This window comes from Microbacterium sp. YJN-G, assembly GCF_015040615.1.
In the GTDB taxonomy this organism is placed as follows: domain Bacteria; phylum Actinomycetota; class Actinomycetes; order Actinomycetales; family Microbacteriaceae; genus Microbacterium.
Genome location: NZ_CP060402.1, coordinates 1505955 through 1528962, shown reverse-complemented (window position 1 = coordinate 1528962; position 23008 = coordinate 1505955). Strand labels below are relative to the sequence as shown.

Genomic DNA, 23008 nt, shown 5'->3' with positions numbered 1-23008 from the left:
ATTCAGGTTAGCGGGGATTAACTGAAATGACAACGCCCGGAACGGCGCGCGACCGCGCGAAGGCCGAACGCACCGACGCGATCCTCGCCGCGGCAGCGTCGCTCTTCGCCGCCCGTGGCTACTCCGGTGCGAGCCTCGAGGAGATCGGGGCCGCCGTGGGGATCTCCGGCCCCGCCGTCTACCGCCACTTCGCCGGAAAACAGGCGCTGCTGGGCGCTCTGCTGATCGGCGTGAGCGAACGGCTCGTGGCGGGCGGCCTCGAGGTCGCCCGTGCCGACGCCACTCCCGAGGAGCGGATGCGGCGCCTGGTCGCGTATCACGTGGACTTCGCCGTCGGCAACGCGGATGTCATCCGGGTGCAGGACAGGGACCTCTCGCATCTCTCCTCCGAGGGCCGGTCGGACGTCCGGCGGCTGCAGCGCGCGTACATCGAACTGTGGATCGACAGCCTCGCCCAGGTGCTCGGCGACGACCGGGACGCTCTGCGCCTGCGTGTGCAGGCGTGCTTCGGACTGATCAACTCCACCCCGCACAGCACGAGCAGCGCACTGCGCGGGCGCGTGGACACCGCACGGCTGCTCACCGCGATGGCGATCGCAGCGCTGCTCGCGGCCGGCTGATCGCAGCCGACCGCGAGTGATGCCGCGGATGGTCAGAAGAGCATCGCCCGACCCGGCTGCTCCAGCAGGTCGGCGATGTCTTTGAGGAACCGGGCACCCTCCGCGCCGTCGACGAGGCGGTGGTCGAACGAGACGCTCAACGTCATTACCTGACGCAGCGCGATCTCGCCACGATGCTCCCACGGCTGGCGGCGCACCGCGCCGACCGCGAGGATGCCGGACTGGCCGGGGGGAAGGATGGGCGTACCCGCGTCGATGCCGAACACACCGATGTTCGTGATCGAGAAGTTTCCGCCCGCGAGGTCCGCAGGCCCCGTCTTCCCGGCTCGCACGGTCTGCGTGAGCTGCTGCAGCGCATCCGCCAGCTCGGGCAGCGACATCCGTTCCGCGTCGCGGATGATCGGCACGATCAGTCCCCGCTCGGTCGCCGCGGCGATCCCGAGGTCCACGAAGTGGTTCTGGATGATCTCCCCGGCATCCTCGTCCCAGGTGGCGTTCAGCGACGGGTTCCGCCCGAGAGCCAGGCAGACCGCCCTGGCGACGACCACCAGCGGTCCGATGCGGTGCTCGGCCAGGGAACGGTCGGCGCGCAGCTGCTCGATCAGCTCCATCGTCGCCGTGACATCGACCGTGTGGAAGGTGGTCACATGCGGGGCCGTGAAGGCGCTGCGCACCATCGCCTGAGCGGTGTGCTTGCGCACCCCCTTGATGGGGATGCGCGTCTGTGCGCGCTCGCCGCGCGGAGCCGGCGGCGCGGCCGGCACCATCTCGGCGTCCTGCTCCGTTCCGACCGGTGCAGCGGCACCCACACGCTCGGCGTAGGCATCCACGTCGGCTCGGGTGATCACCCGATCGCCGACCTGCGCCGCGACGAGGACGAGGTCGATGCCCAGGCGCTTCGCGTGCGCCCGCACGGGCGGCGTCGAGCGGGGTCGCTCCCCCACCGCGGGTTCCGCCGCGGACGGGGGCAGGGCGTCGTGCGGGGCGGCCTCGATGACCGCGGCATCCGCTGTCGCCGTCGCGCCGGCACCGCCGCGGCGCACCCGCCGGGCGGGACGACCGGATGACGCGGGCTGTGCGCCGTACCCGACCAGGTTGGGCTGCGCCTTCTCAGCATCCGGTGCGGCATCCTTCTCTGCGGAACCGCCGTCTGCGGCCTCGCCCGTGGCCGCCTCGTCACCGTCCGGTTCGGAGTCGGGGGTGTCGCCGCCGATGTCGAACGCGATCAGCGGCGCGCCGACGGCCACGGTCTCGCCGGCATCCGCGTGCAGACTGGAGACGGTTCCCTCGTACGGCGAGGGGAGCTCGACGACGGCCTTGGCGGTCTCCACCTCGGCGAGCGTCTGGTTGAGCGCGACCGTGTCACCGGGCTTGACCAGCCACTGCACGACTTCGGCCTCGGTCAGACCCTCGCCGAGGTCGGGCAGGCGGAACTCCGCGATCACTGGTGAGCTCCCTTCATGTCGCTCAGGCTGTTCGGCCGATCCATCACCCGGTCGACCGCGTCGAGGATGCGGTCGAGGTCGGGCAGGTGGTGCTTCTCGAGTTTGGCCGGCGGGTACGGGATGTCGTGGCCGGTGACGCGCACCGGCGCTGCCTCGAGGTACTCGAAGCAGTACTCGGTGATGCTCGCGATGACCTCGGCGGCGACCCCCGCCTCGCGGGAGGCCTCGTGGGCGACCACGACGCGACCGGTGCGCCGCACGGCCGCGTTGACGGTGTCGTAGTCGATCGGCGACAGCGACCGCAGGTCGATGACCTCGAGCGAGATCCCCTCGTCCTCGGCGGCATCCGCGGCATCCAGCGCCGTTCGCACCATCGCCCCGTAGGTGATGACGGTGGCATCGGTGCCGGGGCGCACGACGCGGGCGAGCCCCATCGGCGGGGCGTCGGCCAGCGGCGCCTCCAAGTCGACCTCGCCCTTGTGGTGGTACAGCCGCTTCGGCTCGAAGAAGAGCACGGGGTCGTCGCTGGCGATGGCCTGGCGCAGGCAGCGGTAGGCGTCCTGCGGGTCTGAGACGGCGATCACGCGGAGGCCCGCGGTGTGCACGAAGTACGCCTCGGGCGACTCGGAGTGGTGCTCGGCCGCCCCGATGCCGCCCGCCCAGGGCACGCGGATCGTGATCGGCATCTTCACCCGCCCCTGGGTGCGGTAGTGCAGCTTCGCGACCTGGGAGACGATCTGGTCGAAGGCCGGGTAGATGAACCCGTCGAACTGGATCTCGACGACCGGCCGGTACCCGCGGAAGGCGAGACCGACGGCGGTGCCGACGATTCCCGACTCTGCCAGGGGCGTATCGATCACGCGCTTCGCACCGAACTCGTCGAGCAGGCCGTCGGTGATGCGGAACACTCCTCCGAGGGTTCCGATGTCCTCTCCGAGGAGCACGACCTTCTCGTCGTCGCGCATCGCCTGGCGCAGACCCGCGTTCAGGGCCTTGCCCAGTGTCATCTGCGTCATCGTCACGCCTCCTCGAACCCGGCCAGGTACGCGGCGTACTCGTCGCGCTGGCGCTTCAGTCCCGAGTGCGGCTCGGCGTAGACCCGGTCGAACACGGCCATCGCGGGGCGGGTCTGCATCCCGAGGCAGGCGGCGCGCATCTCGCGCGCCATCTCGTCGGCCTGGGCCTGCACCGCATCCAGGTGCTCCTGCGGGAGCTCGCCGGCCGCGCGCAGGTGCGCCTCGATCCGGGCGATCGGGTCGCGCCGGCGCCACTGCTCCAGCTCGGCCTCGTCGCGGTAGCGCTTGGGGTCGTCGGCGGTGGTGTGCGGGCCCATCCGGTAGGTGACCGCCTCCAGGTAGGCGGGCCCCTTGCCGGAGCGCGCGTGCTCGAGGGCCCAGCGCATCGCGGCGAGTCCGGCCAGCACGTCGTTGCCGTCGATGCGCATGCTCGGGATGCCGAAGCCGGGTGCCCGGCCGGCGAGCGGGTACTGCGACTGCAGGCCGACCGGCTCGGAGATCGCCCAGTGGTTGTTCTGGCAGATGAAGACCACGGGTGCGCGGTACGACGAGGCGAACACCATGGCCTCGTTCACGTCGCCCTGGCTGGTCGCCCCGTCGCCGAAGTAGGTCACGGCGACCTCGTCGGCCCCGTCGTGCTGGATGCCGAGGGCATAGCCCACCGCATGCAGGGTCTGAGCGCCGATGATGATCTGCAGCGGCGCGATGCGCAGGGCGGCCGGATCGTAGGCGGCGCCCTCCTCACCGCGCCACATGCGCACGAAGTCGGCGGGCTGCGCGCCCCGGCTGTACATCACCCCGGTCTCGCGGTAGCTCGGGAAGACGAAGTCGCGCTGCTCGAGGGCACGGGCCGTGCCGATCTGCGCCGCCTCCTGGCCGTTGCAGGGCGCCCACAGACCGAGCTGCCCCTGCCGCTGCAGCGCGATGCCCTCGGAATCGATGCGTCGCAGCACCACCATGTCGCGGTGCAGATCTCGCAGCATCGAGAAGTCGACATCCTGGAGGTACCGGTCGAGCTGCGGGTTCGGCACGCGTGTGCCGTCCGGCGCGATGATGCGCTCGGTGAGCTCGAGATCGCTCTCGGTGTCGATGATCGGTGAGTTGTGCGGTGACATCGGCGTCCTCCTGACGTGGCGTCCCTTGTGGGGTGTGCACGGCTGACCGACGGCTTCGTCGGCCTAAGGGAAGCGTACGTCTGCCTGACACCTCGCTCAAGCATGTCTGCGACCGTTGAGCATGTTGCATGGTCAGCGCCCCTGTCACCCTGCTATCGTGTGGCACTATGCCCGCCCTTGACCGCGTCGACCTCGAACTGCTCACCGCCCTGTCGGAAGACCCGCGAATGACTGTCGTCTCACTGGCGGATCGACTGCGCCTGTCACGCAACACCATCCAGGCACGCATGGCCAGACTCGAGCAGACCGGCGTGTTCGAGGCCTACGAGCGCTCGTTCTCGACCGAGGTGCTCGGCTTCCCGCTGCAGGCGTTCATCAGCATCGGCCTGCGTCAGACCGAGCTTCCCCGCATCATCGCCGAATTGGCGCGCGTGCCCGAGATCGTGCAGGCGCACGGGCTGAGTGGCTCGATCGACCTGCTCGCCCGGGTGGCCTGCCGCGATGCCAGGCACCTGTTCGACACGGATGCGCGGATCCTGTCCATCGACGGGGTCGAGCGCACCGAGACGTCACTGGCCATGGGCGAGGTGATCCCCTACCGCGTGGCGGGCCTCATCGGGCTGGCGCGACGGGAAGCCTGAGGAAGCGCCGGATCGCACCGGCGGCCTCGGCCGGCGTCTCGTAGTGGATGAGATGCCCGACGTCGGCGATCTCGACGAGTTCGGCATCCGGGAACATCGTCGCCAGGCGCCGTTCCGCCTCGATCGGGGTGATGTCGTCGCGCTGTGCCGCGATCAGGAGCGTCGGCACGTCGATCACGCCGGCGAACGCGCGCACGTCGTGCGAGACGCTCGTGACGAACGCGTCGTGCAGCACGTCACGGTCCGCGAAGCGCGAGAAGTACGTGTCGTGCTGGTCGTGGATGAACCGGCGCAGCGCGGGGTCGCGCGTCTTGGCCATGGCGATGCTCATGACCCTCACGATCAGCGGGTTGCGCAGCAGCAGCGTGCCGATCCGCTCGGGCAGCTTGGCGCCGAGGGAGTAGTACAGCACCGCCAGCCGCGTGAGCACACCCTTGTGGCCTTCGAGTGCGGGAGCGCCGATCGGGTTGATGAGGATGAGCCGCGGTGTGCGCAGCCCGCCGGCCACCGCGGCGGCGCACACGATCGAGCCGAACGAGTGGCCGAGAATGACGGCATCCGGCGCGACGGTGCGGGCGAATTCGCTCAACCAGCCGGAGTAGAGCGAGAGGTCGTGCGCGCGTCCGGGAATCGGGGGCGTCTCACCGAATCCGGGCAGATCCGGTGAGATGACCCGCACGCCGGGGAGATACGCCACCACGGGCTCGAGACCGTGGTGCTCGCCGCGGAAGCCGTGCACCGTGATGACCGTCGGAACGGCCCGACCGTCATCGCCGTCGTCGCCGTAGACCCAGTACGCCGTCGTGGATCCGAGGATCTGCGCTTCGCGTCGTTCGACGGGGATCTCCCCGAGTCGGGCGGCGTACGGCGAGGCGACGGGCATGGCCCGAGTCTACGGGACGTGATGTCGGTGGCCGTCCATATGTTCGAAGAAGGAAAGGAGCCGTCATGAACACGTTCACCGATCGTCTTCCCGCCGTCCTCTGGGAGACGCCGACACTGCGCTCCACGCACGAACACCTCGAGCGGGCGGGCGACCACCTGTGGCGCGTGATCGACGAGCGCGGCAGCATCCGCGGTCATCTGCGCGTCATCGCCGATCCGCTCGGCATCCGCTATCGCGCCGAGCGCCTGCACCTGGCTTCGGGCGTGTTCCGCCTGGTCGGCGAGTTCTGGGATGCCGACGACGCGGTCGCAGCACTGCGCTTCTGACCCACCCGGCAGCCGGTGCCCCCTGCAGGATTCGAACCTGCGACCAACGGATTAGAAAGCCGATGCTCTTCCTCTGAGCTAAGGAGGCGCTCTCTCAAGATTACCGTGTCGCACCCCGTCGCTAGGATCGACTCATGGTTTCTGCGTCTGAGAACGATCGGCTCGTCTGGATCGACTGCGAGATGACCGGTCTCGACCTGGCGGTCGACGAGCTGGTCGAGATCGCGGTCGTCATCACCGACTTCGAGCTGCGTCCGGCGGATCCCGGATTCCAGATCGTCATCAAGCCGAGTGCCGCCTCGCTGGCGAACATGAACGAGTTCGTGACGAACATGCACAGCACCTCGGGATTGATCGAGGAGATCCCCCATGGGGTGAGCCTGGCCGACGCGGAGGAGCAGACCCTCGCCTACATCAGGCGGTTCGTGCCGCTCGAGCGCAAGGCTCCGCTCGCCGGCAACACGATCGGCACCGATCGCATGTTCCTGGCGAAGTACATGCCCCGCATCGATCAGTACCTGCACTATCGCAACGTCGACGTCTCCAGCGTCAAGGAGCTCTCCCGCCGCTGGTACCCGCGCGTCTTCTTCCAGGCCCCCGAGAAGAACGGCGGCCACCGCGCCCTGGCCGACATCCTCGAGTCGATCCGTGAGCTGCGGTACTACCGCGAAGCGGTGTTCGTCGCCGAGCCCGGCCCGTCCTCGGATGAGGCGAAGGAACTCGCAGCGCGCACCGTGTCAGAGTTCACCTCCAACATGTAATAGACTCGTGGAGTTGCCTGCTTCGGCGGGCGCATGGTGGGTATAGCTCAGTCGGTAGAGCGCCTGGTTGTGGTCCAGGAGGTCGCGGGTTCAAGCCCCGTTACTCACCCCAGCAGAACGTCCCGGATTCCCAAGGATTCCGGGGCGTTCCCTCTTTCCCCTCCCGCTGCGACGCAGGTGAACGCGGATAGCATCGAGGTATGCGCTCGCACGTCCGCCCTGCCTCCGAGTCCGACCTGGATCGGCTCCCAGCGATCGAGGCTGCCGCGGACGGGCTGTTCGAGCCGCTCTTCGGGATGACGGGCTGGGGTGCTCCCACTTCCGGGCAGACGCGAATCGACGAACCGGGGTTCGTGCTCGTCGTGGCTGAGGAGCACGACGGGCCGCCTGTCGGCTTCGTGCATGTCATCGAGCACGACGACTCGGCGCACATCGAACAGCTCTCCGTGCTGCCGGAGCACACCCGGCGGGGGCACGGCCGCGCGCTGCTGGACGCCGCGGTCGACGAGGCCGCCGAGCACGGCGCGAGGGTCGTGACGCTGCGCACCTATGCCGACGTGCCGTGGAACGCGCCGTTCTACACCTCGGCCGGCTTCGAGGAGCATCCCGTGCCGGACAGCGACTTCCAGCGGGCCCTGACGGATGCCGAGCAGCGGCTGGACCTGGCCCGGCACGGGCGACGGGTTCACATGCAGTTGCGCCTCGGCATGGAGATGGATGCCGAAGCCTTCGAACAGCTCGTCATCGACGAGCTCGACCGCCTGCCCGACGACATGGTCGACGGCCTCGAGAACGTGGTCTTCGTCGTCGAGGATGCCGCCGAGGACGGCGAGAAGCTGTTCGGGCTGTACGAGGGATTCGCGCTCACAGAGCGCGGCACCTACGGGCTCGGAGAACTGCCCGACCGCATCGTCGTGTACCGGCACACGCATCTCGCGGCCTGCCGCAACGAGGGAGAGCTCCGCGAGGAGATCCACACCACCCTCGTGCACGAGATCGCCCACTTCTACGGAATGGACGACGCGCAGCTGCACGAACTGGGGTGGGCATGAGCACCCCGGCATCCGTCCCCGTCGCGGACGAGCAGCTCACCTCGGCGCCGCTCGTGCCGTGGCAGCTGATCGTGTGGGATGACCCCGTCAACCTGATGAGCTACGTGGTGCGGGTGTTCCGCACCTACTTCGGATACCCCGAGGAGAAGGCCACCCGGCTGATGCTCGCCGTGCACAACGACGGGCACGCGATCGTCGCGACGGGTCCGCGCGAGACGATGGAAGTGCACGCGCAGGCGATGCACGGGTTCGGTCTGTGGGCCACGGTCAGGCGGGCGCCGCAGTGACCGCCTCTCCCCTGCTGCTCGCCCTCGCGATCGTGGAGGGCCACCACCTGCTCGGGCTGGTCGACGAGTTCATCGCCCTGCTGGATGGACCCCGCGACGCCGGCGACGCAGCCCTGAACCGGCTCGCCCCCGATCCTTACCCCGACGATGCCGAGGCCGCCAGGGATTACCGGCGGGCGACGCGCGACGATCTGTTCGACCAGCGCCTGGCGGATGCCCTGGAGGTGCGCACCACGCTCGAGATCTTCGAGCACGACACGATCGAGCACGACGCGGAATCGGTCGATGCGGAATCGGGTGACGCCGAATCGAGTGAGGCGGATCCCCTGGCCACGCGCCCCATTTCGATCGATCCGGCGCACCTCGACGCCTGGCTGCGCACGCTGGCCGCCATCAGACTCGTGCTCGCATCGCGCCTGGGGATCGGGGTGCACGACACCCACGCCGCGGACGACCCGCGGTTCAGCACGTACGACTGGCTGGGGTACCGGCTGGATCACCTCATCGGCCTCGCCGACCGAAACACCGGCTGAGCCGAAGCTACGGTACGACGACCGAGATCCCGGCCAGTGCCGCGGGATCGTGGCGGGCGATGTGCGCCTCCTCCTGCGCCGACCACATGTCCCAGTGCGCCCGGAAGGTCTCGCCGTCCCGCGCGATCGCGCGCCTGCGCCGCGTCTCGGCGGGCCCATCGACCCACACCGTCACATCGGCGAGGCGGGCGGATGCCGTGGTGAGGGCGCCGCATCCCTCGACGATGAGTCCGAGGGCCGGGTCGACGGCATGCGCCTCGGCCTCTTCTTCGTGCTCCCAGTCCCAGCGCCGCCAGGTGCCGATGAGCCCGCGACCGTGCGGCACCAGGACGCGTTCGCGGACGATCTCCCCGCCCTGTTCGAGCCCGTCCCAGCCGGGATAGACCGAGTCGAGCCCGAGAAGCTGCACGGGCGTGCGCAGCGGCCACGCGCGTGCCAGTCGTGCGGCCAGGCTGCTCTTGCCCGCTCCGCTGCGTCCGTCGATGACGACGACGGGGTTCGATGCCGAGACCGCGCGCACCGCGCTCCGGATGCGCTCGGTGGCCTCGGAGAGCTGGGCGTCGAACGGATCAGGACTCGGCATCCCTCCACGCTAGCCGAGTCACGAGCGACCGCTCATTCCCTCCCGAACGGGCGCGGCTGCTCCGCCGTGCCGCGATCGCCGTTCCTGCCCACATGGCGGGCGCGGGTGATCGTCCCGACACCGAACCGCGCACGGGCGTCGTCGAGGGCACCCTCCAGCCGCCGCCGGTCCTCGTCGTCATCCCACAGCGCCAGCGCGCCACCCCCCGACGCGCGCAGCCGCTCCGCACGCACGCCCACCAGCCGCACCGGGTCGCGCCGTTCGATCTGCCCGAACAGCGAGACCGCGGTCTCGCCGATGCGCTGCCCCACATCCGTCGCCTCCGGCAGTGAGACCGTACGGCTGACGGTGGTGAAGTCGGCGAAGCGGATCTTGATCGCGACAGCGCCCGCCTCCCACCCCGAGGACCGCAGCCGCACCCCGACCCGATCGGCGAGCCGCAGCAGCTCGGACCGCAGCAGCTCGAGGTCGAGAATGTCGCGCTCGAAGGTCTCCTCGTGCCCGATGCTCTTCTCGACCCGCTCGGTCTCGACGGTCCTCGCATCCTCACCGCGTGCGAGCTGCTGCATCCGCTGTGCGAGGGCGGGCCCGACCGCGCGTGCGAGCGCGTCGGCAGGCGACTCCCGCACGTCCCGGATGAGGCGGATGCCGCGGCGCGTCAGCGCCTCCACGGCCTTCGGCCCGACACCCCACATCGCGCCGACCGGCCGCGGGTCGAGGAACTCCTGGGTACGCGCGGCGGGCACGATCAGCATCCCGTCGGGTTTGGAGATCGTGGATGCCATCTTCGCGACGTGCTTGGTGGCGGCCACGCCGACGCTGCACGTGATGCCGACCTCCTGCTGCACCCGGCGACGAAGCAGGGCCGCGATCTCACCCGGGCTCCCCCACAGCCGGCGGACGCCGCGCACGTCGAGGAACGCCTCATCGATCGAGAGCGGCTCGACCAGCGGTGTGATGCTGTGGAAGATCTCCATCACCGCCGCCGAGACGGCCCGGTAACGGGTGAAGTCCGGCGGCACGACGCGAGCGGTCGGGCACAGCCGCAGCGCCTGCGACACCGGCATGGCGCTGCGCACACCGAAACGACGCGCCTCGTACGAGGCGCTGGAGACCACCGAGCGTCCGTCGGGGCCGCCGATGATCAGCGGCAGCCCGCGCAGCGACGGGTCGTGCAGCACCTCGACGGACGCGTAGAAGGCATCCATGTCGACATGCAGGATTCCGGTGCCGCTGTCGTCCGCCCCTACTGGCGAGACGAGGCGCCCCGATCCATCACCGCGTCCCATGAGAACATTCTCGCCGAGGCCGGGGACATCGACGAAGAATACTGACCGAGCGGTCAGTTGCAGGCGTAGAATCTCCTCGACCCCCGATTCGGGAGCCATCTGACTGCAAGGAGGATGAGTTCAATGAAGAGGTGGACACGCTGGCAGGACTGGGTGGCTGTGGCCGCCGGCCTGTACGCGGCCCTGGTGAGCATCTGGATGGCACCGCGCGCCGGCGCGGCGATGTACATGCTGCTCATCCTGGGCGTCCTGATGATCGCCGCAGGGGTGTGGAGCCTGGCGGCACCCGGTGTCGTGTCGATGGAATGGGTCATCGCCGCGATCGGTGTGCTGCTGTTCATCTCCCCCTGGATCGGCGGTTTCGCCGGCGACCCGAGCTCCGCGTGGACCGCGTGGATCTGCGGTGCCGTCGGAGTGATCGTCGGGCTGTGGGCGATCATCCCCGCGATGAAGGCGCACAAGGAGCTGGGCGGCGGACACCGCACGGCACACGCCTGATCCGCATCCGTACTCGCACTGGATGGGGAGGGCCGGGGTTCGCGCCCCAGCCCTTCCCGTGCGTCCGCGATCTACTGCGCGGCGCGCTCCAGGATCAGCTCGCGCACGCGAGCGGCATCCGCCTGTCCCTTCATCGCCTTCATCACGGCGCCGATCACCGCACCGGCGGCCTGCACCTTGCCGTCCTTGATCTTGGCGAGCACGTCGGGCTGGGCGGCGAAGGCGTCGTCGATCGCGGCGATCAGCGCGCCGTCGTCCGAGACCACGGCAAGACCGCGCGCGTCGACGACCTGTTGAGGGGTGCCCTCGCCGGCGATGACACCCTCGAGCACCTGGCGGGCCAGCTTGTCGGTGAGCGTGCCGGCGTCGACCAGCTGCTGCAGCGCCGCGACATCCGCGGGCGAGACCAGCGTGGCAGCGTCCCGCTCCTGCGCGTTGGCGACGCGGGTGATCTCGCCGGTCCACCACTTGCGGGCGGCCGCGGGAGAGGCGCCGGCGGCAATGGTCGCCTCGACCTCGTCGAGCAGGCCGCCGTTGCGCACATCCTGGAACTCCAGGTCGGTGAAGCCCCAGTCGGCCTTCAGCCGGCGACGGCGAGCCACGGGCTGCTCGGGCAGTGCGGCGCGAAGCTCTTCGACCAGCTCCCGGGACGGCTGCACGGGCAGCAGGTCGGGCTCGGGGAAGTAGCGGTAGTCGTCGGCATCCGACTTCGGGCGTCCGGGCGAGGTGGTGCCGGTGTCCTCATGCCAGTGGCGGGTCTCCTGGATGATCGTGCCTCCGTCGGCGAGGATCTGCGCCTGGCGCTGGATCTCGTAGCGCACCGCCCGCTCGACCGACCGCATGGAGTTGACGTTCTTCGTCTCGGTGCGGGTGCCGAGCTTCTCCTGACCGCGCGGACGCAGCGAGACGTTGGCGTCGCAGCGCAGGTTGCCGCGCTCCAGCCGCGCCTCGGAGATGCCCAGGCCGCGCACGATGTCGCGGATGGCGGCGATGTACGCCTTGGCGTACTCGGGTGCACGGTGCTCGGCGCCGATGATCGGCTTCGTGACGATCTCGACCAGTGGGACGCCGGCGCGGTTGTAGTCGACCAGCGAGTACTCGGCACCCTGGATGCGACCGGTCGCGCCGCCCATGTGGGTGAGCTTGCCGGCGTCCTCCTCCATGTGGGCCCGCTCGACCGGGATCGTCACGAGCGTGCCGTCCTCGAGCTCGACCTCGACCGACCCCTCGAACGCGATCGGCTCGTCGTACTGCGAGATCTGATAGTTCTTGCCGAGGTCGGGGTAGAAGTAGTTCTTCCGCGCGAAGCGGCTCGACTCGGCGATCTCGCAGCCCAGCGCCAGACCCAGGCTGATCGACGAGCGCACCGCCGTGGCGTTGACGACCGGGAGCGATCCGGGCAGACCCAGATCGACCGGGGCGATGAGCGTGTTCGGCTCGGCGCCGTGGAACTCATCGTTCGCGGGGTTGGGCGCGTCGGAGAACATCTTGGTGCGGGTGTTCAGCTCGACGTGCACCTCGAAGCCGAGGACGGGCTCGTACAGCTCGAGCGCCTTGTCGTAGTCCATGAGCTTTGCGGCGGCCATCAGCGTCCTTCTTCCTTGCTGGGTCCCTGAGCCTGTCGAAGGGCGGGTGCCTTCTCGAGCAGCGGTGCGCCCCACGCGTCCAGCAGCAGCGCCTCGAGGGCGGCGCCGACCCGGTACAGGCGCGCGTCCTCGCGAGCGGGCGCGAGGAACTGGATGCCGACGGGCAGGCCGTCCTCGGCGGCGAGGCCGGAGGGGACCGAGATGCCCGGGACGCCGGCGAGGTTCGCCGGGATGGTGGTCAGGTCGTTCAGGTACATCTGCAGCGGGTCGTCGATCTTCTCGCCGATGCGGAACGCCGTGGTGGGCGCGGAGGGCGTGGCGATGACGTCGACCTGTGCGAACGCCTGGTCGAAGTCGCGCTGGATGAGCGTGCGGACCTTCTGGGCGCTGCCGTAGTAGGCGTCGTAGTAGCCGGCGGACAGCGCGTAGGTGCCGAGGATGATGCGGCGCTTGACCTCGGGACCGAAGCCCGCGTCACGCGTGGCGGACATCACGTCCTCGACCGTCGGGTTGCCGTCGGGTGTGACCCGCAGGCCGAAGCGCACGGAGTCGAACTTCGCGAGGTTGCTGGACGCCTCCGCCGGCAGGATCAGGTAGTACGCGGCCACACCGTACTCGAAGTGCGGGGCGGAGATCTCGACGATCTCGGCGCCCTGCGCCTCCATGACGGCGAGCGACTCGCGGAAGGATGCTGCGACGCCGGCCTGGAAGCCCGAGTCGGGCAGCTCCTTGACGACGCCGACCTTCAGGCCCTTCAGCACCTGCCCGGTGGCGCCCTCACGGGCCGCGGCGGCGAACGAGGGCCACTGCTGATCCAGCGAGGTGGAGTCCTTCGGGTCGTGCCCGCCGATGACGTCGTGCAGGAGTCCCGCGTCGAGGACGGTCCTGGTCACCGGGCCGACCTGGTCGAGGCTGGATGCCAGGGCGATCGCACCGTAGCGGCTGACGCCGCCGTAGGTCGGCTTGATGCCGACGGTGCCGGTGACGTGCGCGGGCTGGCGGATCGAACCGCCCGTGTCGGAGCCCAGCGCGAGCGGCGCCTCGAACGCGGCGACCGCCGCGGCGGATCCACCGCCGGAACCGCCTGGGATGCGGTCGAGGTCCCACGGGTTGCGGGTGGGGCCGTACGCGGAGAACTCGGTGGAGGACCCCATGGCGAACTCGTCCATGTTGGTCTTGCCCAGCGGCACGAGCCCTGCCGCGCGCGAGCGGGCGACGACCGTGGCGTCGAAGGGCGACATGTACCCCTCGAGGATCTTGGAGCCGCTCGTGGAGGGCTGGTCGGTGGTGACGAGCACGTCCTTGACCGCGAGCGGCACACCGGCGATCGGGCCGAGCTCCTCGCCCGCGGCGCGGCGTGCGTCGACCTCGGCAGCGGCAGCCAGCGCGTGCTCGTTCACGTGCAGGAACGCGTGCACGTCGCGGTCGACGGCGGCGATGCGGTCGAGGTGCGCCTGCGCGGCCTCGACGCTGGAGATCTCGCGGGCGGCGAGCTTCTCGCCGAGCTCGGCGGCGGTCAGGCGGATGATGTCGCTCACTGCTCTTCCCTGCGTCATTGTTCTTCTCCGAGGATCGCGGTCACGCGGAACCGGCCGTCGGCGGCATCCGGAGCATTCTGCAGAGTCTGCTCGAGCGTGAGGGTCTGGCCGACCTCGTCAGCCCGGAAGACGTTGCTCATGGCGATCGGGTGGCTGGTGGCGGCCACGTCGGGGGTGGCCACCTCCGACACCTTCGCGATGTTGTCGACGATGGCGTCGAGCTGACCGGTCAGCTGAGTCACCTCGTCGTCGGAGAGCTGGATGCGCGCGAGCACGCCGAGATGGCGCACAAGATCAGGGGTGATTTCAGACACCACCCCAGTCTACGAAACGGGTGCACCTAAGCTGAACTGGTGACAGAGTTCGTCCCACCGCGCCCCTGGACCGCCAGCTACGCCGACGGCGTGCCCGAGGATCTCGCACCGGTGTCCGGTTCGCTGGTCGACATCGTGGCGGCATCAGCCCGCGACTACCCCGATGCTCCTGCACTGCAGTTCTTCGGCCGCGAGACGACCTACCGCGAGCTGCAGGAGGCGATCGACCGCGCCGCTGCCGGTCTGCGCGACCTGGGAGTGAAGGCGGGCGACCCGGTCGCGATCGTGCTGCCGAACTGCCCGCAGCACATCGTGGCGTTCTACGCCGTGCTGCGCCTGGGCGCCGTCGTGGTCGAGCACAACCCGCTCTACACGCCGCGCGAGCTGCGCAAGCAGTTCGAGGATCACGGCGCCAAGCACGCGATCGTGTGGAGCAAGGTCGTCGAGACCGTGCAGGAGTTCCCCGCCGACCTCGCCGTGACGAGCCTGATCTCGGTGGACGTCACCACGGCGATGCCCCTGCTGACCCGGATGCTGCTTCGGCTTCCGATCGCGAAGGCCCGCGAGTCGCGTCAGGCGCTGACCGCGAAGGTGCGCGGCGCGATCAGCTGGGACTCGCTGGTGGCATCCGAGACCCTGCCGGCGTCGCACCCGCGCCCGGCGACCGACGACCTCGCGATCATCCAGTACACCTCCGGCACGACAGGCACGCCCAAGGGCGCAGCGCTCACCCACCGCAATCTGCTCTCGAACGCCGCGCAGGCGCAGGCCTGGGTGCCCTCGATCACACGGGGCGACGGCTGCGTCGTCTACGCGGTGCTCCCGATGTTCCACGCTTACGGACTCACGCTGTGCCTGACGTTCGCGATGTCGATGGGCGCGCGGCTCGTGCTGTTCCCCAAGTTCGACCCCGACCTGGTGCTCGACGTCGCGAAGAAGCATCCCGCCACGTTCCTGCCGCTGGTGCCGCCGATCGCCGAGCGGCTGCTGGCTGCGGCGAACGAGAAAGGCGTGTCGCTCGCCGGCACCGAGGTCGCGATCTCGGGCGCCATGGCGCTGTCGCACGACCTCGTGGTGCCCTTCGAGGACGCCACCGGCGGGTTCCTCGTCGAGGGATACGGGCTGAGCGAGTGCTCCCCCGTGCTGATGGCGAACCCGGTGGCCGACAGCCGCGTGGCGGGTACCGTCGGTCTGCCGCTGCCCGGCACCGAGTGCCGGGTCGTCGACCCGGAGCACCCCACGCAGGATGTGCGGCCGGGTGAGCCGGGCGAGCTGATCGTGCGCGGCCCGCAGGTGTTCTCGGGGTACTACGGAAAGCCCGAGGAGACCGAGGCGGTCTTCGTCGACGGCTGGTTCCGCACCGGCGACATCGTCACCATCGACGACGCCGGCTTCGTGCGGATCGTCGACCGCATCAAGGAGCTCATCATCACCGGCGGCTTCAACGTGGCGCCGACCGAGGTCGAGGTGGCGCTGCGCCAGCATCCGGATGTCGAGGATGCCGCCGTGGTCGGTCTGCCCAGCGAACGATCCGGCGAAGAGGTCGTCGCCGCGATCGTCGTCGACGGCGACCGCGAGGTCGACGTCGAGGCGATACGGGAGTTCGCCCGCGGCATCCTGACCCCGTACAAGGTGCCGCGACGCGTCTTCATCGTCGACGAACTGCCCAAGTCGCTGATCGGCAAGGTGCTGCGCCGTCAGGTGCGCGAAAGGCTGCTCACGCTCACCACCGGCGCCTGACCCGGTGCGGTCGCCCTGCGGCCGTACAGGTGCAGGCACTATCGTGGGCTGGTGACTGCTGACGATATCGCCGCCGCTGAGCCTGCCGACTCCTCCGCCGAGACCGCCGAGGAGACCGTGAAGCCGGGCTTCGACGAACTCGGCATCACCGGGCCGGTGCTGAAGGCCATCCGCGACCTCGGATACGAGACCCCCTCCCCGATCCAGGCGGCGACCATCCCGCTGCTGCTGCAGGGACGCGACGTGCTCGGCACCGCGCAGACCGGCACGGGCAAGACCGCCGCGTTCGCGCTGCCGGTGCTCGAGAACCTCGACCTGTCGCAGAAGACGCCGCAGGCGCTCGTGCTCGCCCCCACCCGCGAGCTGGCGCTGCAGGTCTGTGAGGCGTTCGAGGCGTACGCGGCGCGGATGAAGGATGTTCGGGTGCTGCCGGTGTACGGCGGCCAGGGCTACGGCGTGCAGCTGTCGGCGCTGCGGCGCGGCGTGCACATCGTCGTGGGCACCCCCGGCCGGATCATGGACCACCAGGCCAAGGGCACGCTCGATCTCTCCGAGCTGAAGTACCTCGTGCTCGACGAGGCCGACGAGATGCTGAAGATGGGCTTCGCCGAGGACGTCGAGCAGATCCTCGCGCAGACCCCCGAGGACAAGCAGGTCGCACTCTTCTCGGCGACGATGCCCCCGGCGATCCGTCGTCTGGCGCAGCAGTATCTGAACGCGCCGGAGGAGATCGCCATCAAGGCGAAGACCACCACGAACCAGAACATCACGCAGCGCTACCTGGTCGTCTCGTACGCGCAGAAGGTCGACGCGCTCACCCGCATCCTCGAGGTCGAGAACTTCGACGGCATGATCGTGTTCGTCCGCACCAAGAACGAGACCGAGACGCTGGCCGAGAAGCTGCGCGCCCGCGGATACTCGGCCGCGGCGATCAACGGCGACGTGCCGCAGGTGCAGCGCGAGCGCAGCGTCAATCAGCTCAAGGACGGCAAGCTCGACATCCTCGTCGCCACCGATGTGGCCGCACGTGGCCTGGACGTGGAGCGCATCAGCCACGTCGTGAACTTCGACATCCCCACCGACACCGAGTCGTACGTGCACCGCATCGGCCGCACCGGCCGCGCGGGCCGCACCGGTGACGCGATCAGCTTCATCACCCCGCGTGAGCGCTACCTGCTCAAGCACATCGAGAAGGCCACCAGGCAGCAGCCGGCGCAGATGCAACTGCCCACCACCGAGGACGTGAACTCCACGCGCCTGGCACGCTTCGACGACGCGATCACCTCGGCGCTGCAGGAGTCGTCTCGGATCGAGAGCTTCCGCGACATCATCGCGCACTACGTCCGCAACCACGACGTGCCCGAGACGGATGTCGCCGCCGCCCTCGCCGTGGTCGCGCAGGGTGACACTCCCCTGCTGCTCGATCCCGAGCGCGATGAGCTGTCGAGGGCCGTCGAGCGCGACAACCGTCCTCCGCGCGAGCGCCAGGACCGCCCCGACCGCGCTCCGCGTGAGCGCCGCGGGCGCGGCGACTACACGCCGTACCGCATCGAGGTGGGCCGCCGGCACCGCGTGGAGCCGCGCCAGATCGTCGGCGCGCTGGCGAACGAGGGCGGGCTGGGCCGCGACGACTTCGGCGCCATCGCCATCAAGCCCGACTTCTCGATCGTCGAACTGCCGGTCAATCTCGACCCGTCGGTGCTCGACAAGCTGCGCGACACCCGCATCTCGGGTCGTCTCATCGAGATCAAGCCCGACCGCGGTGTGCCCAACCGTCGCGCACCGCACGACGACGACCGCCGTGGCGGACGAGATGACCGTGGCGGATGGGATGACCGTGGCGGGCGCGGGTACGCGCGGGATGACCGCCCGGCCAGGAAGCCGCGGCACAAGCGCGAGTTCTGATGCGCGCCCTGCGCGTGGTGGTTCGCGGAGGCGTGCAGGGCGTCGGCTACCGCTGGTTCGTCCGTGATGAGGCCGAGCAGGCGGGCGTGACCGGGTGGGTGCGCAACCGTCGCGACGGATCGGTGGAGGCCGAGCTGCAGGGCGAGGCCGCGCAGCTCGAGGCGGTGCTGGACGCGATGCGTGCCGGTCCGCCCGCCGCCCGGGTCGACGAGCTCACCGTCGAGGAGACCGACAGCCCGACCCGCTCGCGCGGGCTGGAGATCCGCCCGACGGTGTGAGCGCGCTCACCAGCGTTCGTGCACGCTCGGCCGGATCGCCTCGTCGTAGAGCGCACGCACCGCGTCGGAGAACTCCTGCGTCAGCGCGCCGATCGCACCGGCCGCGGCATTCGCCCTGGCCTGGCCGGCGTTGCGTACGCCGGGGATCACTGCGCTGACGCCTTGCTGCTGCGCCACCCAGGCGAGTGCTGCGGCAGCGGGTTCGAGGCCCGCGTCGCGGGCGATCGCGGTGAAGCGCGCGGCGGCGTCGACCCCGATCTCGAACGGCACACCCGAGAAGGTCTCTCCGACGTCGAAGGCCTCGCCGTGCCGGTTGTAGCTGCGGTGATCACCGGCGGGGAAGCTCGTGTCGCGCGTGTAGCGGCCGCTCAGCAGGCCGCTGGCCAGCGGCACGCGCGCGAGGATGCCGACACCGGCCTCGACGGCGGCGGGCAGCGCCCGCTCGAGGGGCTTCTGGCGGAACGCGTTGAGGATGATCTGCACGCTGGCGACGCCGGGGCGCCGGATGGCGCGCAGCGCCTCATCCACCGTCTCGACGCTGACGCCGTAGTGCGCGATGGCGCCCTCTGCCACGAGCGTGTCGAGGTCGTCGAACACCCGGTCGGCGTCGTACACCTCGGAGGTCGGACAGTGCAGCTGCACGAGATCGAGCGTGTCGACGCCGAGGTTGCTGCGGGAGCGGTCGGTCCACTCCCGGAAGTTCTCGAGCGTCGCGGCGGCGAGGTCATGGCCGCTGGATCGACGGATCATCTTCGTCGCCACGAAGACGTCGGCAGCCGGGTTGGCCTTCAGCCACTCGCCGATGAGCTGTTCGCTGCGGCCGTCGCCGTACACATCGGCGGTGTCGAAGAGGGTCACGCCCGCGTCATACGACGCGTCGAGCACCGAGAACGCGTCCTCGCGCGAGACCTCGCCCCAGTCACCTCCGAACTGCCAGGTGCCCAGTGCCAGTGCCGAGACGCGTCGGCCGGTGCGTCCGAGAATGCGGTAGTCCATATCTCCCCACCCTAGAGTCGGTCGCGGCTGGCCGCCGCTCATGCGTCGAGCGCGTCGGGCCCCTCGGTGACGAGGATGCGGAACTGTGCCGCGTCGAGGATGCGGATGCCGAGGTCCTCGGCCTTCGCGAGCTTCGAGCCCGCCCCGGGCCCTGCGGCGACGAAGTCGGTCTTCTTCGACACCGAGGATGCCGCTTTGCCGCCGGCCTGGATGATCGCCTCCTGCGCGCCCTCGCGGGTGTAACCCTCGAGGCTGCCTGTCGCGACGACGGTGAGGCCCTCGAGCACGCCGCCCGCCGCCACGGCGGCACCGGGACCCGGGTGTCCGGGTGTGGACCACTGCACGCCGGCATCCGCCCACTGCCGCACGATGTCCTGATGCCAGTCGACCTCGAACCAGTCCAGCAGCGAGTCGGCGATGATCCCGCCGACGCCTTCGACGGCCGCCAGCTCCTCACGGGTGGCCGCGCGGATCGCGTCGAGAGAGCCGAACCACTGAGCCAGGGCGCGCGCGGCGACAGGGCCGACGTGGCGGATGTTCAGCGCCACCAGCAGACGCCAGAGGTCCTTGGTCTTCGCCTTCTCGAGTTCGGCGAGCAGCTTCACCGCCGCGGATGATGGCTGCGGACCTTCGATTCCGGCCTTCTTCTCGTCGGAGCTCGGGTTGCGGCTGAAGGGCGACCGCGTCCTGACCGCACCGTCGTCGTCTTCCTTGGGCAGTCCCGTTTCAGCATCCCGGACGACCACCGAGATCGGCACGAGATCGTCCAGCTCCAGCGAGAACAGGCCCGCTTCGGTGTCGAGCGGGGCGACAGCCGGCGACTCGGCCTGCGTCAGCGCCGCGGCCGTCACCTCACCGAGAACCTCGATGTCGAGCGCCCCGCGTGAGCCGATGTGCTCGACACGGCCGCGCACCTGCGCGGGGCAGGAGCGTGCATTCGGGCAGCGCAGGTCGATGTCGCCCTCCTTCATCGCACGCAGCGGCGTCCCGCACTCGGGACAGCCCTCGGGCATGACGAACTCGCGCTCTGTGCCGTCGCGCTTCTCGACGACAGGACCGAGCACCTCGGGGATCACGTCTCCCGCCTTGCGCAGCACGACGGTGTCGCCGATGAGCACCCCCTTGGCCTTGACGACGTCCTTGTTGTGCAGCGTCGCCTGGCGCACCACGGAGCCGGCGACATGCGCCGGGGCCATCACCGCGTAGGGAGTGGCGCGGCCGGTGCGACCGACCGAGACGACGATGTCGAGCAGCGTGGTCTGCACCTCTTCGGGCGGGTACTTGTAGGCGATCGCCCACCGCGGCGCGCGGCTGGTGGCGCCGAGTTCGTCGTGCAGCGAGAGCTCGTCGACCTTGACGACGATGCCGTCGAGTTCGTGCTCGATGTCGTGGCGGTGCTCGCCGAAGTGCTCGACGAATGCCACGACCTCGTCGATGCCGTGGCAGACCTTCGCGTGCGGGCTCGTGGGCAGCCCCCACCCGGCGAGCAGGTCGTAGACCTCGCTCTGCGCTGCGACCGGCGGGTTCTGCCAGGCGCCGATGCCGTGCACGTACAGCGAGAGCGAGTCGACGCGCAGCAGCCCGGCCTCGAGCTCGAGGCCGTTCTTCTTGTCGATCTGCTGCCGCAGTCCGCCGCTGGCGGCGTTCCGGGGGTTGGCGAAGGCGGGGAACCGCCTGGCCGCGGCCGAGCGGGCCTTGTCCTCGTCGAAGGGGCGCTTCGCGCCGCCACGGGCATCCCACCGAGTGCGGGCTTGGGCGTATGCGCGCTCGCGGAACTCCGCCTGAGCGGCGTTGAGTCGCTCGAACGCGGCGACCGGGATGAACACCTCACCGCGCACCTCGACGATCGCCGGGTGCCCCTCGCCCGTCAGCCGCTCGGGGATGTCGGCCAGGCGCAGCGCGTTCTCGGTGACGATCTCGCCGACCCGGCCGTCCCCGCGGGTGGCCGCCGAGGTCAGCACGCCGTTCTCGTAGCGCAGATTGATGGCGAGCCCGTCGATCTTCAGCTCGGTCAGCCACGCGACATCCCGCCCGGCCGACGCGCGGGTCTTTCCCGCCCAGTCGCGCAGCTCGTCGACGGAGAACACGTTGTCGAGGCTCAGCATCCGCTCGGCGTGCTCGATGGTGTCGAGCCCCGTCGTCTCGGCGGCGCCGACCATCTGGGTCGGCGAGTCCTGCCCCTGCAGTTCGGGATGCAGCCGCTCGAGCTCCTCCAGCCGGCGCATCCAGCCGTCGTAGGTCGCGTCGTCGACCAGCGAGGTGTCGCGTCCGTAATAGGCGTCCTTCGCGTCGAGGATGCGGGTGGTCAGCTCCTCGGCCTCGCTGCGGGCGTCTTCCAGTGAGATGTTCTCCGGCACCCCGCAAGTCTACGAGCGCCCTCCGACATCCACCCGCCCCCGCCGAAACCCCTCATGAGCGTCGAAACCCCCGCTGAATGACGTCAATCACGAGGGGTGTGGGCAACCACGAGGGGTTTCGGCGGAAGTGCGGGTCAGGTTTCTACGGGGACGGCCGAGACGGTCGTGTCGATCGTGAACTGGCCGAGCACGCGGGTGCCGACGTAGAGCACCGCGCTCTGGCCGGGTGCGACGCCGTTCAGCGGCTCGTCCGGCACCACGCGCACCCCCGCGTCCGTCACGAACGCGCGTGCGCGAACCGGATCGGCATGGGCGCGGATCTGCACCTCGCAGTCGAACTCGGATGCCGCAGGCGCAGCCCCCGCCCAGGAGAACCGCTCCCCCGAGATCTCGGCGATCGCCAGGGCCTCTTTCGGGCCCACGACGACCGTGTTCGTCACCGGGCGGACCTCGAGCACGAATCGCGGCTTGCCGTCGGGCGCCGGCACGCCCAGGCGCAGGCCGCGACGCTGGCCGACTGTGAAGGCGTGCGCCCCCTCATGCGTGCCGACGACGGCACCCGTGCGGTCGACGACCTCGCCCTGCTCGGCGCCGACCTTCTCAGCCAGCCAGCTGCGGGTGTCGCCGTCGGGGATGAAGCAGATGTCGTGGCTGTCGGGTTTCTGCGCGACGCTCAGTCCGCGCTGCTCGGCCTCGGCGCGCACGATCGCCTTGGACGGGGTCGAGCCGAGCGGGAAGTAGGTGTGCGCGAGCTGCTCGGCGTTCAGCACGCCCAGCACGTAGGACTGGTCCTTCGCGGCATCCGAGGCGCGGTGCAGTTCGAGGCCGCCGTCGCCGTCGACGAGAGTGGCGTAGTGCCCGGTGCACACGGCGTCGAAGCCGAGCTCGATCGCCCGCTCAAGCAGGGCGGCGAACTTGATCTTCTCGTTGCAGCGCAGGCACGGATTCGGGGTGCGCCCGGCCTTGTACTCGGAGATGAAGTCTTCGATGACGTCGTCGCGGAAGCGCTCGGAGAAGTCCCAGACGTAGAACGGGATGCCGAGCAGATCGGCCGCCCGTCTGGCATCCAGCGCGTCTTCGATCGTGCAGCATCCGCGGCTGCCGGTGCGCAGCGTGCCGCCGGCACGCGAGAGCGCCAGGTGCACGCCGACCACGTCGTGGCCGGCCTCGACGGCGCGCGCGGCGGCCACCGCGGAGTCCACTCCCCCGCTCATCGCCGCAAGAACACGCATGACGTCCAGT

General features: G+C 69.9%; 23 protein-coding genes, 2 tRNA genes and 1 pseudogene. 13 read left to right on the top strand and 13 right to left on the bottom strand.

Translation table 11 applies throughout. The features are described 5' to 3' along the window. Nucleotides 1-26 precede the first annotated feature (26 nt). Complete coding sequence (locus H7694_RS07185) at nucleotides 27-620, top strand: TetR/AcrR family transcriptional regulator (RefSeq protein ID WP_193598829.1); 594 nt, start codon at nucleotides 27-29, stop codon at nucleotides 618-620. Nucleotides 621-652: 32 nt separating this feature from the next. Here the strand turns inward: H7694_RS07185 and H7694_RS07180 are convergent, their stop codons facing one another. Genes H7694_RS07180 through pdhA form a run of 3 tightly spaced genes read right to left on the bottom strand, consistent with a single transcriptional unit; the run spans nucleotide 653 to nucleotide 4196 of the window. Next, the gene (locus tag H7694_RS07180) at nucleotides 653-2065 is read right to left on the bottom strand and encodes a dihydrolipoamide acetyltransferase family protein (RefSeq protein WP_193598828.1); all 1413 of its coding nucleotides are present in this window, start codon (nucleotides 2063-2065) and stop codon (nucleotides 653-655) included. Beyond that, nucleotides 2062-3081, bottom strand: coding sequence for an alpha-ketoacid dehydrogenase subunit beta (locus tag H7694_RS07175; protein ID WP_193598827.1), 1020 nt, complete (start codon nucleotides 3079-3081; stop codon nucleotides 2062-2064). The genes H7694_RS07180 and H7694_RS07175 overlap by 4 nt, the downstream gene beginning before the upstream one ends. Nucleotides 3082-3083: 2 nt before the next feature. Next, complete coding sequence (pdhA, locus tag H7694_RS07170) at nucleotides 3084-4196, bottom strand: pyruvate dehydrogenase (acetyl-transferring) E1 component subunit alpha (RefSeq protein WP_193598826.1); 1113 nt, start codon at nucleotides 4194-4196, stop codon at nucleotides 3084-3086. Nucleotides 4197-4363: 167 nt separating this feature from the next. Between pdhA and H7694_RS07165 the strand changes: the two genes are divergently transcribed. After that, nucleotides 4364-4837, top strand: a complete 474-nt coding sequence (locus H7694_RS07165; protein ID WP_193598825.1) for an Lrp/AsnC family transcriptional regulator — start codon at nucleotides 4364-4366, stop codon at nucleotides 4835-4837. Here the strand turns inward: H7694_RS07165 and H7694_RS07160 are convergent. Then, a complete protein-coding gene (locus tag H7694_RS07160) occupies nucleotides 4809-5720 on the bottom strand; it encodes an alpha/beta fold hydrolase (RefSeq protein ID WP_193598824.1) in 912 nt (303 codons plus the stop codon). The genes H7694_RS07165 and H7694_RS07160 overlap by 29 nt on opposite strands. 65 nt (nucleotides 5721-5785) lie before the next feature. Between H7694_RS07160 and H7694_RS07155 the strand changes: the two genes are divergently transcribed. Beyond that, nucleotides 5786-6049: a hypothetical protein gene (locus H7694_RS07155; protein ID WP_193598823.1), complete on the top strand. Its 264-nt coding sequence runs from the start codon at nucleotides 5786-5788 to the stop codon at nucleotides 6047-6049. Nucleotides 6050-6065: 16 nt separating this feature from the next. Here the strand turns inward: H7694_RS07155 and H7694_RS07150 are convergent. Beyond that, nucleotides 6066-6137 (bottom strand) — tRNA-Arg (locus H7694_RS07150). 46 nt (nucleotides 6138-6183) lie between these two features. Here H7694_RS07150 and orn point away from each other — a divergent pair. The 6 genes and pseudogenes from orn (at nucleotide 6184) to H7694_RS07125 (ending at nucleotide 8682) form a co-directional block, all read left to right on the top strand. Beyond that, on the top strand, nucleotides 6184-6810 hold the full coding sequence (gene orn, locus H7694_RS07145; protein ID WP_193598822.1) for an oligoribonuclease: 627 nt from the start codon (nucleotides 6184-6186) through the stop codon (nucleotides 6808-6810). 36 nt (nucleotides 6811-6846) lie between these two features. Continuing rightward, nucleotides 6847-6922: transfer RNA gene (locus H7694_RS07140), tRNA-His, on the top strand. 88 nt (nucleotides 6923-7010) lie between these two features. Beyond that, a pseudogene (locus H7694_RS17665) lies at nucleotides 7011-7403 on the top strand (GNAT family N-acetyltransferase); the annotation flags it as partial. A gap of 114 nt (nucleotides 7404-7517) precedes the next feature. Continuing rightward, nucleotides 7518-7862 carry a metallopeptidase family protein gene (locus H7694_RS17660; protein WP_227468378.1) on the top strand — a complete coding sequence of 115 codons (345 nt, stop codon included), beginning with the start codon at nucleotides 7518-7520 and terminating at the stop codon, nucleotides 7860-7862. Then, the gene (gene clpS, locus H7694_RS07130; RefSeq protein WP_193598820.1) at nucleotides 7859-8149 is read left to right on the top strand and encodes an ATP-dependent Clp protease adapter ClpS; all 291 of its coding nucleotides are present in this window, start codon (nucleotides 7859-7861) and stop codon (nucleotides 8147-8149) included. The genes H7694_RS17660 and clpS overlap by 4 nt, the downstream gene beginning before the upstream one ends. Continuing rightward, nucleotides 8146-8682, top strand: a complete 537-nt coding sequence (locus H7694_RS07125; RefSeq protein WP_193598819.1) for a DUF2017 family protein — start codon at nucleotides 8146-8148, stop codon at nucleotides 8680-8682. The genes clpS and H7694_RS07125 overlap by 4 nt, the downstream gene beginning before the upstream one ends. A gap of 7 nt (nucleotides 8683-8689) precedes the next feature. Here H7694_RS07125 and H7694_RS07120 read toward each other — a convergent pair whose 3' ends face one another. Together H7694_RS07120 and dinB are read right to left on the bottom strand one after the other, a co-directional pair. Next, nucleotides 8690-9265 (bottom strand): hypothetical protein, encoded by a 576-nt coding sequence (locus H7694_RS07120; RefSeq protein WP_193598818.1) that lies wholly within the window; start codon nucleotides 9263-9265, stop codon nucleotides 8690-8692. A 32-nt stretch (nucleotides 9266-9297) separates the two neighbouring features. Then, nucleotides 9298-10554 carry a DNA polymerase IV gene (gene dinB / locus H7694_RS07115; RefSeq protein WP_193598817.1) on the bottom strand — a complete coding sequence of 419 codons (1257 nt, stop codon included), beginning with the start codon at nucleotides 10552-10554 and terminating at the stop codon, nucleotides 9298-9300. A 123-nt stretch (nucleotides 10555-10677) separates the two neighbouring features. Here dinB and H7694_RS07110 point away from each other — a divergent pair, with 123 nt between their 5' ends. Then, complete coding sequence (locus H7694_RS07110) at nucleotides 10678-11052, top strand: SPW repeat protein (RefSeq protein ID WP_193598816.1); 375 nt, start codon at nucleotides 10678-10680, stop codon at nucleotides 11050-11052. 71 nt (nucleotides 11053-11123) lie between these two features. Here the strand turns inward: H7694_RS07110 and gatB are convergent, their stop codons facing one another. The 3 genes from gatB to gatC are packed head-to-tail and all read right to left on the bottom strand — an operon-like array spanning nucleotide 11124 to nucleotide 14490. Beyond that, nucleotides 11124-12638 carry an Asp-tRNA(Asn)/Glu-tRNA(Gln) amidotransferase subunit GatB gene (gene gatB, locus H7694_RS07105; protein ID WP_193598815.1) on the bottom strand — a complete coding sequence of 505 codons (1515 nt, stop codon included), beginning with the start codon at nucleotides 12636-12638 and terminating at the stop codon, nucleotides 11124-11126. Further along, nucleotides 12638-14176, bottom strand: coding sequence for an Asp-tRNA(Asn)/Glu-tRNA(Gln) amidotransferase subunit GatA (gene gatA / locus H7694_RS07100; protein WP_193598814.1), 1539 nt, complete (start codon nucleotides 14174-14176; stop codon nucleotides 12638-12640). Before gatA ends, gatB begins: the two co-directional genes overlap by 1 nt. Before the next feature lie 14 nt (nucleotides 14177-14190). Further along, nucleotides 14191-14490 carry an Asp-tRNA(Asn)/Glu-tRNA(Gln) amidotransferase subunit GatC gene (gatC, locus tag H7694_RS07095; protein ID WP_193598813.1) on the bottom strand — a complete coding sequence of 100 codons (300 nt, stop codon included), beginning with the start codon at nucleotides 14488-14490 and terminating at the stop codon, nucleotides 14191-14193. A gap of 39 nt (nucleotides 14491-14529) precedes the next feature. On the opposite strand from gatC, the gene H7694_RS07090 reads away from it, so the two are divergent. From H7694_RS07090 to H7694_RS07080, 3 genes are all read left to right on the top strand, one after another. Next, entirely contained in the window at nucleotides 14530-16230 is a 1701-nt protein-coding gene (locus H7694_RS07090; RefSeq protein ID WP_193598812.1) for a long-chain-fatty-acid--CoA ligase, read from the top strand. Between the two features lie 66 nt (nucleotides 16231-16296). Further along, nucleotides 16297-18135, top strand: a complete 1839-nt coding sequence (locus H7694_RS07085) for a DEAD/DEAH box helicase (protein WP_193599115.1) — start codon at nucleotides 16297-16299, stop codon at nucleotides 18133-18135. Then, nucleotides 18135-18413: an acylphosphatase gene (locus H7694_RS07080; protein WP_193598811.1), complete on the top strand. Its 279-nt coding sequence runs from the start codon at nucleotides 18135-18137 to the stop codon at nucleotides 18411-18413. Before H7694_RS07085 ends, H7694_RS07080 begins: the two co-directional genes overlap by 1 nt. Nucleotides 18414-18419: 6 nt before the next feature. Here the strand turns inward: H7694_RS07080 and H7694_RS07075 are convergent, their stop codons facing one another. The 3 genes from H7694_RS07075 to mnmA all read right to left on the bottom strand — a co-directional run bounded on the left by H7694_RS07075 (nucleotide 18420) and on the right by mnmA (nucleotide 22998). Further along, complete coding sequence (locus H7694_RS07075; RefSeq protein ID WP_193598810.1) at nucleotides 18420-19409, bottom strand: aldo/keto reductase; 990 nt, start codon at nucleotides 19407-19409, stop codon at nucleotides 18420-18422. A gap of 38 nt (nucleotides 19410-19447) precedes the next feature. Continuing rightward, nucleotides 19448-21766 (bottom strand): NAD-dependent DNA ligase LigA, encoded by a 2319-nt coding sequence (ligA, locus tag H7694_RS07070; protein ID WP_193598809.1) that lies wholly within the window; start codon nucleotides 21764-21766, stop codon nucleotides 19448-19450. A 134-nt stretch (nucleotides 21767-21900) separates the two neighbouring features. Beyond that, entirely contained in the window at nucleotides 21901-22998 is a 1098-nt protein-coding gene (mnmA, locus tag H7694_RS07065) for a tRNA 2-thiouridine(34) synthase MnmA (protein WP_193598808.1), read from the bottom strand. Nucleotides 22999-23008: the final 10 nt, after the last annotated feature.